Consider the following 11,914-nt stretch of genomic DNA (forward strand, 5'->3'; position numbering starts at 1 on the left):
GAGAACAATGCCATGTCGGACAAAAGCATCATAACGATCGGATACGCACGCGTCTCAGGGAAAAAGCAAACCAAAGAAGGAGATGGCCTGGGATCACAGGAAGCACGCATCCGGGAATATGCGCGAAACCGGGGATACCCCGCACTGACTGTAGTATTCAAGGATGATAGATCAGGTGGAACGGCTGTTCGGCCGGGTTTCGCGGCGATGGTGACATTCTTGATGAAGAACCGCGGTTCTGCATGCATCGTCATTATCGACGACCTTAGCCGACTTGCGCGTGACATCGATGTGCACCACAAACTGCGCACCGCTATTGCGACTGCTGGAGCACGGCTCGAATGCCCGTCTTTCGAGTTTGGTGATAGTTCAGACGATATTCTCATTGAGAACCTTCTTGCCAGCGTCAGTCAACATCAACGACAGAAAAACGGTGAGCAGGTTTACAACCGCATGCGAGGACGGTTGTTAAACGGCTACTGGTGCTTCGGGTCGCCGCCTGCATTCCAATTTGCGAGAGTCGCGGGGCAAAAGATCTTGGTTCCCCGAGAACCAATCGCATCGATAGTGACCGAAGCACTTGAAGGATTTGCAAACGGTCGGTTTCAAACTCAGGCGGAAGTGCAGCGCTTTCTGCAAGACAGTCCGGGATTTCCGAAACTGAAAAACGGTAAAGTCAAATTTGATCGAGTTACCGAGATGCTGACCTCTGTCCTTCATGCGGGAATGGTCGAATATCTGCCTTGGAAGGTTGGAATCCGGCAAGGGCATCAGGTGGGCCTGATTACATACGACACGTATCTGCGAATCCAGAGACGTCTGAATGAAAACTCTAACGCGCCAGCTCGCGCTAATCTGAATGAACATTTCCCCCTCCGCCAGGCGGTTCAGTGTGCCTATTGCGGGCGTCTGCTAGGAGGAGCGTATTCACGCGGGCGAAACGCGGAGTACCCTTACTATTTCTGCCTGAACAGAGAGTGCTTTCGTTATAGAAAGTCATTTAGTTGTGACGAAATGCACGGCCGGTTCTATGCGCTGCTGAAGGCGATGACCCCCGCCGAGGAGGTTGTAGATGTCGCAACCGACATATTTCGCGAAAAATGGGAAAAGCAGTCAGTCGGCTCCAGAGAGCGGATTGCTCTTCTTCAGCAGGAGATGAGCTCTACCGGCACGTCTATCGAATTACTCATTGATCGTATCGCGAATTCACCCAGTCGCGAATTAATCCAAGCCTATGAGGCTCGCCTAGTTGATCTTCAAAGGAAGAAGGCGGCGCTTTCCGAAAAAATCATAAATACGGGACAGAAACAGCCGGATTTCGATGCAACCTTACGAACCGCCTTGGGCTTTCTCGCAAGCCCTTGGAAACTATGGGAAACAGGGAATGATGAAGATCGTCGAGCGGTGCGAAAACTGGTTTTCACCGAGCATCTTCAATATGCCCCGGAATCAGGCTTTCGAACCGCCGAAACCACATTACCATTCAAGGTGTTAGCAGATATCGCGGCTAAGAATGTTGAGATGGTACGCTCTAGGGGAGTCGAACCCCTCTTTACAGAATGAGAATCTGTTGTCCTAACCGATAGACGAAGGGCGCTTGTTACGCTGGCCATCATATAAGAATAGCGCAGGGTAGCCGCAAGCGGAAGACGAATGATTGTCGGGGAGGTGAAGCAGTGGCACGCCCTAGGGGAGTCGAACCCCTCTTTACAGAATGAAAATCTGTCGTCCTAACCGATAGACGAAGGGCGCGTGCTGTTGTGTGGCGCGCTTATAGCGGGGTGATTTCATTCCCGCAAGCGCCTATTTCGCTTTTTCTTTGAAAAAATGACAGATGCGTGAAGCGACTGCGAAATTTGAATAAGCTTGCCTTAACAGGGCCTTGTGAAGATCTGCGGAGGGGGCGGCTCAAAGCCCCGATGCGCCCTGTGTCGGCGCGATCAGCGACTTGGCGCCCGGGCTTTGGCCCTTCGACGCGGCGATATGCGCCAGCATCAGCGCTTCCTTGCTGTCGATCGTGTGGGCCGAGGAGCCGTGTGCCGGCATGATTTTCGAGGGTGTGGCGTCCGCGGTCGGCTTCATTGGGCTTGTCGATGTGGGGGCGGCGTTGCGGATGACGGGCGGGGGAAGCACCGCTTCGGAGGTCCGGCCGACCGGCATGCCGCCATCATTGCCCTGCTGCGGCGCGACGTTCTGTGCGGCACCGGGCGGCAAGGTATAGACGCTGCGCATAAACGGCGTGATTCCCTGCTGTCCGGCGTCTGGCTGCGTCTTGGCGAGCGTTCCGTCCGGATTGACGGCGATCGGAGCGGGTGCCGCGTAGATGCTACTCCTGCTGGCATTCACCGCCGTCGGCTGAGTCACCAGCCCGGCGATGCCGGCTGGCGCGTTGGTGAAGACGCCTTGAGCGGTGGCTGGCGCCGGCGGGAAGATGGATTGAGTGTTCGCCTGCTCGCTGACGATCTGCCGTTGGACACCATGCACGCTGCGGACCAGCGGATCGCGATAGGCGGCGTCGCCTTTCAGCCGCTTCGCTTCGGCCTGGCTGTTTAGCGATTCGGCAAGCTGCTCGCCGCCGCTGGACGGTGGCGTGATCTCGGCTGCTTGCTTCGGCTCGTCGCCTGTTGTCGCGCAGCCGGAGAGCATCAGAAGAGAGAGGGCGATTGCAATAGCGCTTGCGCGCGTCTCATTGCCGGATAGAATCTGCCGATCGCACAAAGGACGTTCCCCGCTTTAAAGAGTGTACACCGGAACGGCCTCCTGCGAGGGACGATGATATCGCGCGACACTGACTGGGAACGATGGGACCCCGCGAAATCCGATGCATGATGCTTCGAGTCGCCCAAGCATGCAGGAAAGCGGGCATGGCCGGCAAGCGCGAAACCGATGGTTCCGCGCGCGCCGTAAGCCTCGCGAAAGCTTGCCTTTTACCAGGCGCCTGTGTTTTGCATCGAAGCCCAGGGCTCGGCGGCAGCAAGGTTGGCGCCCTTTTGCAGGATTTCGATGGAGATGCCGTCTGGAGAGCGCACGAAAGCCATGTGACCGTCGCGGGGCGGCCGGTTGATCGTGATGCCGTTGTCCATGAGCTTCTGGCAGGTCGCATAGATGTCGTCGACCTCATAGGCGAGGTGACCGAAGTTGCGTCCTCCGGTATACTCTTCCGGATCCCAGTTGTATGTCAGCTCGAGGCTGGGTGCGCCGCTGCTCCGCGACGCTTCGGCATCGTCGCTGGCGGCCAGGAAGACGAGCGTGAATCGGCCTTTCTCGTTTTCATAGCGGCGGGTTTCGGTGAGGCCGAATAGAGTGCTATAAAAATGCAGCGATGCGTCGAGATCCGTCACGCGGACCATGGTGTGGAGATAACGCATTCTATTTCCTCTCTAATGTTGTGCTGGAACGATCATGAAACGAGACACCAGCTTCAGGCAAGACTTCTGCTTGATAATCAAGGGTGGGAATAAACAAAACTAGGACTTGCGCTCTTCCGTTACCAAGATGTTAAACTTGATTTCAAGGAATCAGTTAACCGTAACAGTGTGACGCGTAATCGAGGGCTGGCCAGGATGAGTGACAGAATTTCATCGAAGGGAATAGCAGACTTCGGAGAGATGTCGGGCGAAGCTGTCGAGCTCATCGAGATCTCCGGCGTCGTAAAGTGGTTCGACGTCGCCAAGGGCTTTGGCTTCATCATTCCGGATAATGGCATGCAGGACGTTTTGTTGCATGTGACGTGTCTGCGTCGTGATGGTTATCAGACCATTCTTGAGGGAACGCGCATCGTCGCGCTGATCCAGCGCCGCGAGCGCGGCTATCAGGCTTTCAAGATCCTCTCCATGGACCAGTCGACAGCCGTGCACCCGTCGCAGATGCCGCCGGTGCGCACGCATGTCCAGGTGACCGCGACGAGCGGCCTTGAGCGCGCCTTGGTCAAGTGGTTCAACCGCACCAAGGGTTTCGGTTTCCTGACGCGCGGCGAGGGCACCGAGGACATCTTCGTGCATATGGAAACGCTGCGCCGCTTCGGTCTGGCCGAGTTGCGGCCGGGGCAGGTGGTTCTCGTTCGCTTCGGACCGGGCGAAAAGGGGCTGATGGCGGCGGAAATCCATCCGGATGCGCCGAGCCCGGCAACGCGGCCGCACTGACATGGTCAGAGGAACGCCTTTTGCTTTTTTAAAAAGCGCCGCTTTGGCGCTTTTTCTTGTTTGCGGTGCCGTTCCAGCGAGCTTTGCCGCGCAGACAGCGACTGAGCAAACAGTCAAGTTTGAATCCGAACCCTTGTCGATCAGGACTGCCAAGGGCGAGACGCACAAGTTCACCGTGGAATTGGCGCTGACGGAGCCGCAGCTGGAATTCGGGTTGATGTATCGCGACACGATGCCGGCTGATCACGGCATGCTGTTCGATTTCGGCACATCGCGTCCCGTGATGATGTGGATGAAGAATACCAAGCTGTCGCTGGATATGCTCTTCCTGGACAGGAACGGCGTCATCACTCATATCCAGGAAAATGCCGTGCCGTATTCGGAAGCGATCATCAGCTCCGGCGGGCCGGTCGCCTATGTCATCGAGCTGAACGGCGGCGTTGTGAAGAAACTCGGCCTTGCCGTCGACGACAAGGTAACGAACGGCACCATTGCCGCCAAGCTCGGCAAATAACTTTATCCCCGGCGATCGTTGCTTCAACGCCATTTTAGCTGTTGCAGCATTGAGGCGAACCGTGTATCTCCCCACTCGTTCTGCCAAGCAGGGCGCGCGATCTTCTGAAGATAGCGTCAAGGGTACGGAGTGTAGCGCAGTCTGGTAGCGCATCTGGTTTGGGACCAGAGGGTCGGGAGTTCGAATCTCTCCACTCCGACCATTTTAAATCCCCCAAAACTATCGATGGATTGAGACGAGGCTGAGCCGCCTTTTCGCTTGATAACAAAGGGATTCGCGGCTAAGCAGAATCCTATATGCGCTCTGCCCGAAAGGGTCGGGCGAAGACAAGAGAAGCAAGAAAGCGGGTTGTCCCGCTTATTCGGAGGCGCTGCTGCGATGCCTGCCAAGATTTACCGTCCCGCAAAGACCGCCATGCAGTCCGGCAAGGCCAAGACCCATCTCTGGGTTCTGGAATTCGACCAGGAGACCCCGCGCAAGATCGATCCGATCATGGGCTATACCTCCTCGGGCGACACCCGCCAGCAGCTCAAGCTGACCTTCGAAACGCAGGAGCAGGCTGAAGCCTATGCCCAGCGCGAAGGCATCGAATACCGCGTCATCGCTCCAAAGGACGCTACTCGCCAGGTGGTCTCCTATACCGATAATTTCCGCTTCAGCCGCATCCAGCCCTGGACTCATTGAGCCGGGTGTTCATTGCAAAGCCGCCCATTGAGTTCGGCGGCGATTTCAGGCATGTAGTGCCCGCCGCGACCAGCTTGCGGCGCCTTGGCTTCAAGGCCCCTTAGCTCAGCTGGATAGAGCACCTGCCTTCTAAGCAGGTGGTCGCAGGTTCGAATCCTGCAGGGGTCGCCATTTCCAGCTTTGTCCATCCCGACGCATAGGTAATACGCCTCAGCGCGTTGCCGTCGGCCAGCCACCAGCGTCCGCTGGCCTAGTTGCATTGACCGCCATCTCGATCAGATCGTATCCGGACATCGCCCCGATCATTTTTATGACGATGATCGCCGCGCCCAGAAGCGCGAGTGTCATGACTATCCTGTCGCTCTTCTTCACGCCCCGTTCCCCAACGCCTCGTGAAAACTGCGTCCTGCGCAGCCGACGATAGTATATCGCGTTCGCGACGGCACGCTATATGCCTTTTCAGGCGGCCAGCTTGCCGGCGGCAGCAAGCAGAAGGCCGCCCGCTATTGCTTCGATCCATCGGCGGCGGTGGTCATTGAAGCGGCCGCGTGCGCCGAACGCGGCGATTGCGAAACTGAGGATGGTGTAGACGGCGGCGCATAGTCCGATGAAGATTGCTGAAAGGATAGATGCCTGCAGCGCGATGTTGTCCTGGTGTTGCATGAATTGCGGCAGGATGGCGAAGTAGATCATCATGCCTTTGGGGTTGAGGACTGCCGTTGCGAAACCTCGTTGAAGCTGGTTGGCGCTGGCCACCATCGATAGCGTGACCTTGCCGGATGTCATTGATGAGGCGATCAGCCGGGCTGCGAGATAAAGCAGATAGAGGACACCCAGCCAGCGAAGAGCGGCAAAGAGCACCGGCGAGGCGGCGATGATGGCAGCGACGCCGAGTGCCACAAGAGCGGAGTGTACCACGTAGCCGAGGCAGACACCGGCCGTTGCGCGCAATCCTGCCGCCGTGCCGCCCGACAAGGTTTGCGATGCCACGAACAGCATATCCGGGCCGGGAGTGCAGATGAGCGGCAGCACTGTCGCTGCGAAGAAAAGCAGGTTTGTGTTCTCCATGATTGGCATCGTAGGAGTAAATGCGCGCAATCGGGTTGCGAAGACGCCAATTCTAGCTGATTAATTGGCATTGGAATTCCGATTGATCAGATTATTGGTAGGGAATGCCAATGCGGCTGGATGATATCGACAAGCGTATCCTACGTGCGCTGCAACGCGACGGGCGTCTTCAGAATATCGAACTGGCAAAGGAAGTGGGCTTGTCGCCGTCACCCTGTCTGCGACGGGTGAAGCTGCTTGAGGAGGCTGGCATCATCGATCGCTACGTGGCGGTGGTTGATCCGGTCAAGGCGGGCCTGCCGCTCTCGATGTTCGCCCGCGTCTGGCTGACGGCCCAGGATGCCGAAACCATCGATCATTTCATGGCAGCGATGAAGACGCTGCCGCAGGTGATGGAGTGCTACATCATGTTGGGCGAAAGCGATGCGCTGCTGCGGGTCGTCGTTTCCGATCTCGATGACTATCGACAATTCCAGCCAACCCACCTGACGAAGGTCAACGGCATCCAGAACGTCAAGACGGACGTGCCGAGCCAGATCGTCAAACAGACCTATGCCTTGCCTTTGCGCTAGCGGCCATATTCGCTTTGGCTAGTGGGCAATATCAAGCGGCGTTCAGATCCGCGATTTCGCCATGCCGGGCAAGCAGGCGAGGGGCGGTCATGTCGCCGGTCTCTTCATCCACCATGACGGAATAGGCTGCGACGCCGATGAAGCGGGCGGACATGGAGGAGGCGATCTTCTCGGCGCCGGCGGCGCTCGATGCCTGACGCATTTCGCCTGGAACCAGGTTTCCACGGTTCTTCTTGTAGGGAAGGATGATAAATTTTTCGCCGGATGCCATTGTGCCTATCCTTATTTGTTCGCACAATGTTCTGGTTCGTTCCTGGTGTCAAGATGGTTAATCGCGACGATGGCCGGATAAGGTGCATCAAATAGAAAACCCGCCGGCTGCATCACAGCCGGCGGGTTTTGATTGTCCGATAATCGCTGGATCAGTGCAGGATCTGGCTCAGGAACAGTTTGGTGCGCTCGTGCTGCGGATTGTCGAAGAACTCCTTCGGTGAGTTCTGTTCGACGATCTGGCCCTGGTCCATGAAGATCACGCGGTTGGCGACCTGGCGGGCAAAGCCCATTTCATGGGTGACGCAGAGCATGGTCATGCCTTCCTCGGCGAGACCTACCATGGTGTCGAGCACTTCCTTGATCATTTCCGGGTCGAGTGCCGAGGTCGGCTCATCGAACAGCATGATCTTCGGGTTCATGCAGAGCGAGCGGGCAATCGCCACGCGCTGCTGCTGACCACCGGAAAGCTGGCCCGGATATTTCTTCGCCTGTTCCGGGATCTTGACGCGGGTGAGGAAGTGCATGGCAATTTCTTCCGCCTGCTTCTTCGGCATCTTGCGCACCCAGATCGGCGCCAGCGTGCAATTTTCCAGGATCGTCAGATGCGGGAAGAGGTTGAAGTGCTGGAACACCATGCCGACTTCGCGGCGCACTTCGTCGATCTTCTTCAGATCGTTGGTGAGCTCGGTGCCGTCGACGAAGATATTGCCCTTCTGGTGCTCTTCCAGCCGGTTGATGCAGCGGATCATCGTCGATTTGCCCGAGCCCGACGGGCCGGCGATGACGATGCGCTCGCCGCGCATGACCTTGAGGTTGATATCACGCAGCACGTGGAAATCGCCGTACCACTTGTTCATGTTGATCATTTCAACCGCGACTTCCGTATCGGAAATGGTCAGTTTTTTCGGTTGGGCGTCAGCCATATTATTTTCCCTCAGTTTTTATCGTTTGTGGCCAGTGTCGAGATGGCGTTCCATAAAGCCTGAATAGCGCGACATGCCGAAGCAGAACAGCCAGAATACGAAGCCGGCGAAAACCAAGCCCGTGATCGGGGTCACGGGGCTCGCCCAGTTGGCGTCGGAGAAGTTCTGGCGGACGATGCCGAGCAGATCGAACATGCCAATGATCGCTACCAATGACGTGTCCTTGAACATGCCGATGTAGGTGTTGACGACGCCTGGGAGGACCAGCTTGATGGCCTGCGGCAGAACGATCAGCCGCATTTTCTGCCAGTAGCCGAGGCCCAGCGAGTCGGCGCCTTCAAACTGGCCTTTCGGCACGGCCTGCAGGCCGCCGCGAATGACTTCGGCCATATAGGCCGAGGTGAAGATCGCGACGCCGACTATGGCGCGCAGCAGCTTATCCACCGTCCAGCCCTGTGGCATGAACAATGGCAGCATGTAGCTGGCCATGAACAGCACCGTGATCAATGGCACGCCACGGATGACCTCGATAAAGATCACGCACAGCATGCGGACGACAGGCATTTTCGAGCGGCGTCCGAGTGCAAGCACGATGCCGAATGGAAACGACACCGCGATCCCGACGAAGGAGATCACCAACGTCACCAACAGTCCGCCCCATCTCTCCGTTTCCACGGCCTCGAGGCCGAAGCCGCCATGGAGCAGAAAGAATGAAACGATCGGCAGCACGAAGAATGCCAGAATCGCGTTCAATCCCTTCCTGGGAAGCGATGGCATCATGAGTGGCACGAAGGCGATAATCGTCAGAATCGCAACGAGCACAGGCCGCCAGCGTTCGTCCGGCGGATAGAGGCCGAACATGAAGATGACGAATTTCGAGCGGACGAAAGCCCAGCAAGCGCCGCTCCAACCGTCCGGCTGCGTTCCGCCCTGCACAGTCGTCGCGCAAAAGCTACGATCCGCACCGGTCCAGGCAGCCTGGACGAACAGCCAGCTGATGATATGCGGAATGGCCCAGGCAAGAAAGGCGATGGCGAGGATGGTCAGGACCGTATCCTTTGGCGTCGCCAGCAGATTTTTCCTGATCCAGTGAGTGGCGCCTTTTTCGCCTGCCGGAGCCGGCTGCGGCGGAAGAATAGTCTTGCTGACAAAGCTTTGGCTTGTGTTGGACATCTTATCTCTCCACCAGAGCCATCTTGGCATTGAACCAGTTCATGAACAGCGACGTTGCGATGCTCAAGGCGAGATAGATGATCATCCATATGATGACGACTTCGACCGCGCGGCCGGACTGATTGAGGATCACGCCGCCGACGGCGACGAGGTCCGCATAGCCGATGGCGATGGCGAGCGAAGAGTTCTTGATCAGGTTAAGATATTGGCTCGTCAATGGCGGAATGATGATGCGCATTGCCTGCGGAATGACCACGAGCCTGGTGATGGCTGACGCGCGAAGGCCGAGCGCACCTGCTGCTTCCGACTGGCCTTTTGCTACACCGCGAATACCGGCGCGTACGATTTCTGCAATATAGGTCGCGGTGTAAAGAGATAATGCCAGGAGAAGTGCAATGAACTCCGGTCCCACGACAGACCCGCCCGTCAGGTTGAATTTGCCGGCAACTGGATAATCGAAGGAGAGCGGCAAGCCCGCCGCAAGGAAGATCAATAGCGGCAGGCCGATCAGCACGCCGATCGATACCCAGATCGTATGGAATTGCTGGCCGGTTGCCACCTGGCGCTTATGCGCCCAGCGCGCCAAGAAAAATACCGTCACGATGGCGACGACGAAAGCAAGACCGACGGCCCACATGCCCGCGCCGAAAATCGGGCTGGGGAAGGCGAGGCCGCGATTGCTGAGATAGGTGGAGAATGGCAGATGCACGGCGTCTCGCGCTTGTGGCAGCAGCACCAGAACGCCGCTATACCAGAAGAAGATAACGAGCAACGGCGGGATGTTACGGAAGATTTCGACATAGGTCTGGGAAAGCTTCGCGATCAGCCAATTCTTCGAAAGCCTGCCAATGCCGATGATGAAGCCGACAATCGTTGCGCCGACGATGCCAACCGCTGAAATAAGAAGTGTATTGAGCAGGCCGACGATGAGCGCATCGGTATTGGTGGAGTCGCTGGAATAGGGAATCAGCGCCTGTCCCAAGTTGAAGCCGGAGCGGCCTTCGAGGAAGTCGAAGCCGAAGGAGCGGTTCAATGCACGCAGATTATCGATCGTATTCTCGATGAGGAACCAGCCAACGGCCACGAGAATGACAAGGGTGAGAACCTGATAAAACACACCCCTGACTTTGGGGTTATATATCGCGGATACGAATGATCGCTCGCTCTCAGGCGAATTTACAGTAATTGCCATGCAGAATTTTTCCCCAGTGCGCCTGTTTCAGGCTTGTTTTCTTGAGGCGAGAAAGGCGGCTTGCCGCCTTTCTCCAAAAGTCGAGCGGTTCGCGGCTTAGCGGACCGGCGGTGCGTACTGGATGCCGCCCTTGTTCCACAGCGCGTTCAGGCCGCGAGCGATCTTCAGCGGGCTTCCGGCGCCAATGTTGCGATCGAAGACTTCGCCGTAGTTGCCAACGCCCTTGATGACGTTGTAGGCCCAGTCGTTGGTCAGGCCGAGGTCGGTGCCGATCGTCGAACCCTGCTCAGCACCGAGGAAGCGCTTGATATCCGGGTTCGGCGAAGACTTCATCTCGTCGAGGTTCTTCTGCGTGATGCCGAATTCTTCGGCGTTGACCATCGCGTAAGCGGTCCAGGTGACAATGTCGAACCACTGCTCGTCGCCCTGGCGCACGGCCGGTCCGAGCGGCTCCTTGGAGATGATCTCCGGCAGGACGACGTTGTCGTCGGGGTTTTTCAGCGTCAGGCGCAGCGAATAGAGGCCGGACTGGTCGGTGGTGTAGACGTCGCAGCGACCGGAATCGTAGGCGGCGTTGACTTCCTCGAGCTTGTCGAAGACCACTGGATTGTACTGAAGGTTATTAGCCTTGAAGTAGTCGGCGAGGTTGAGCTCCGTCGTCGTGCCGGACTGGACGCAGACGGCGGCGCCGGAGAGTTCCAGAGCCGACTTGACGTTCAGTTCCTTGCGAACCATGAAGCCCTGGCCGTCATAATAGGTGACCGGGCGGAAGTTGAGGCCGAGCGCCGTATCGCGGTTGATGGTCCAGGTCGTGTTGCGCGACAGCAGATCGACTTCGCCGGACTGCAGCGCGGTGAAGCGGTCCTTGGAGCTGAGCGGGGTATACTTTACCTTGGTCGCGTCTCCGAATACAGCCGAAGCGACGGCCTTGCAGAAGTCCACGTCGAAACCGGCCCAGTTCCCGGATGCGTCTGGCTGCGCGAAGCCAAGAAGGCCCGTATTCACGCCGCATTGAACAAAGCCCTTGGCCTTCACATCGCTCAGCGTCGATGCCGACGCGCCAGAAACGCTGTATGCCAATGCCGCCGCTCCGAGGAATGCGGACAGAGCAATCTTTTTCATCTTTCCCAACCTTTGTCTCTTGTTTTATAGTTAAACTGTATCGCTCCCGAAGCAGGTTCCCGGAGAACCGTGTTCCTCACCCTCCCGGTGCGAGTGGTCCTATCTCAGTCGTAAATGCATTTCGGGTCAAGACATTGCCCGAATTATTGAGGCATATTCCGGCATTTTCGGTCGCCGCGGCTTTAAAATGGGCAATTGGCTTCCGTTTAGGCAGTGTTTTGTCAAAAAATGCACGAAAACAGAGGATTGTT

14 protein-coding genes and 4 tRNA genes are annotated in these 11,914 nt (G+C 57.3%); 7 read left to right on the forward strand and 11 right to left on the reverse strand.

Annotated elements, in window-relative coordinates; genetic code table 11:
• Positions 1–12 precede the first annotated feature (12 nt).
• The gene (locus EX00_RS32250; RefSeq protein WP_080761232.1) at positions 13–1,563 is read left to right on the forward strand and encodes a recombinase family protein; all 1,551 of its coding nucleotides are present in this window, start codon (positions 13–15) and stop codon (positions 1,561–1,563) included.
• On the opposite strand, the gene EX00_RS04690 is transcribed toward EX00_RS32250, so the two are convergent.
• The 4 genes from EX00_RS04690 to EX00_RS04705 form a co-directional block, all read right to left on the reverse strand.
• Positions 1,523–1,597 (reverse strand) — tRNA-Glu (locus tag EX00_RS04690). The genes EX00_RS32250 and EX00_RS04690 overlap by 41 nt on opposite strands.
• 80 nt (positions 1,598–1,677) lie before the next feature.
• Positions 1,678–1,752: transfer RNA gene (locus tag EX00_RS04695), tRNA-Glu, on the reverse strand.
• Positions 1,753–1,908: 156 nt separating this feature from the next.
• Positions 1,909–2,718 carry a hypothetical protein gene (locus tag EX00_RS04700; protein ID WP_047454642.1) on the reverse strand — a complete coding sequence of 270 codons (810 nt, stop codon included), beginning with the start codon at positions 2,716–2,718 and terminating at the stop codon, positions 1,909–1,911.
• A gap of 209 nt (positions 2,719–2,927) precedes the next feature.
• Positions 2,928–3,368 (reverse strand): VOC family protein, encoded by a 441-nt coding sequence (locus tag EX00_RS04705; RefSeq protein WP_047454644.1) that lies wholly within the window; start codon positions 3,366–3,368, stop codon positions 2,928–2,930.
• Between the two features lie 195 nt (positions 3,369–3,563).
• Between EX00_RS04705 and EX00_RS04710 the strand changes: the two genes are divergently transcribed.
• The 5 genes from EX00_RS04710 to EX00_RS04730 all read left to right on the forward strand — a co-directional run bounded on the left by EX00_RS04710 (position 3,564) and on the right by EX00_RS04730 (position 5,511).
• On the forward strand, positions 3,564–4,142 hold the full coding sequence (locus EX00_RS04710; protein ID WP_047454646.1) for a cold-shock protein: 579 nt from the start codon (positions 3,564–3,566) through the stop codon (positions 4,140–4,142).
• 1 nt (position 4,143) lies between these two features.
• Complete coding sequence (locus tag EX00_RS04715) at positions 4,144–4,656, forward strand: DUF192 domain-containing protein (RefSeq protein ID WP_047457445.1); 513 nt, start codon at positions 4,144–4,146, stop codon at positions 4,654–4,656.
• A 125-nt stretch (positions 4,657–4,781) separates the two neighbouring features.
• Positions 4,782–4,858: transfer RNA gene (locus tag EX00_RS04720), tRNA-Pro, on the forward strand.
• Between the two features lie 176 nt (positions 4,859–5,034).
• Positions 5,035–5,340 (forward strand): ETC complex I subunit, encoded by a 306-nt coding sequence (locus EX00_RS04725; RefSeq protein WP_047454648.1) that lies wholly within the window; start codon positions 5,035–5,037, stop codon positions 5,338–5,340.
• A gap of 94 nt (positions 5,341–5,434) precedes the next feature.
• Positions 5,435–5,511: transfer RNA gene (locus tag EX00_RS04730), tRNA-Arg, on the forward strand.
• A gap of 39 nt (positions 5,512–5,550) precedes the next feature.
• Here EX00_RS04730 and EX00_RS31410 read toward each other — a convergent pair.
• Positions 5,551–5,712: a hypothetical protein gene (locus EX00_RS31410; RefSeq protein WP_155294021.1), complete on the reverse strand. Its 162-nt coding sequence runs from the start codon at positions 5,710–5,712 to the stop codon at positions 5,551–5,553.
• 87 nt (positions 5,713–5,799) lie between these two features.
• The gene (locus EX00_RS04735) at positions 5,800–6,408 is read right to left on the reverse strand and encodes a LysE family translocator (protein WP_047454649.1); all 609 of its coding nucleotides are present in this window, start codon (positions 6,406–6,408) and stop codon (positions 5,800–5,802) included.
• Positions 6,409–6,512: 104 nt separating this feature from the next.
• On the opposite strand from EX00_RS04735, the gene EX00_RS04740 reads away from it, so the two are divergent.
• A complete protein-coding gene (locus EX00_RS04740; protein ID WP_202903693.1) occupies positions 6,513–6,980 on the forward strand; it encodes an Lrp/AsnC family transcriptional regulator in 468 nt (155 codons plus the stop codon).
• A 31-nt stretch (positions 6,981–7,011) separates the two neighbouring features.
• Here EX00_RS04740 and EX00_RS04745 read toward each other — a convergent pair whose 3' ends face one another.
• The 5 genes from EX00_RS04745 to EX00_RS04765 all read right to left on the reverse strand — a co-directional run bounded on the left by EX00_RS04745 (position 7,012) and on the right by EX00_RS04765 (position 11,663).
• Complete coding sequence (locus EX00_RS04745) at positions 7,012–7,251, reverse strand: hypothetical protein (protein ID WP_007693372.1); 240 nt, start codon at positions 7,249–7,251, stop codon at positions 7,012–7,014.
• A gap of 151 nt (positions 7,252–7,402) precedes the next feature.
• A complete protein-coding gene (locus tag EX00_RS04750) occupies positions 7,403–8,176 on the reverse strand; it encodes an amino acid ABC transporter ATP-binding protein (RefSeq protein WP_007693375.1) in 774 nt (257 codons plus the stop codon).
• Positions 8,177–8,194: 18 nt separating this feature from the next.
• A complete protein-coding gene (locus tag EX00_RS04755; protein ID WP_047454657.1) occupies positions 8,195–9,349 on the reverse strand; it encodes an amino acid ABC transporter permease in 1,155 nt (384 codons plus the stop codon).
• A 1-nt stretch (position 9,350) separates the two neighbouring features.
• Positions 9,351–10,541, reverse strand: a complete 1,191-nt coding sequence (locus tag EX00_RS04760; protein ID WP_047454658.1) for an amino acid ABC transporter permease — start codon at positions 10,539–10,541, stop codon at positions 9,351–9,353.
• A 96-nt stretch (positions 10,542–10,637) separates the two neighbouring features.
• A complete protein-coding gene (locus tag EX00_RS04765; RefSeq protein ID WP_047454660.1) occupies positions 10,638–11,663 on the reverse strand; it encodes an amino acid ABC transporter substrate-binding protein in 1,026 nt (341 codons plus the stop codon).
• Positions 11,664–11,914 lie beyond the last annotated feature (251 nt).

The sequence above is a fragment of the Martinezella rhizogenes genome (genome assembly GCF_000799715.1).
In the GTDB taxonomy this organism is placed as follows: Bacteria; Pseudomonadota; Alphaproteobacteria; order Rhizobiales; family Rhizobiaceae; genus Rhizobium; species Rhizobium rhizogenes_C.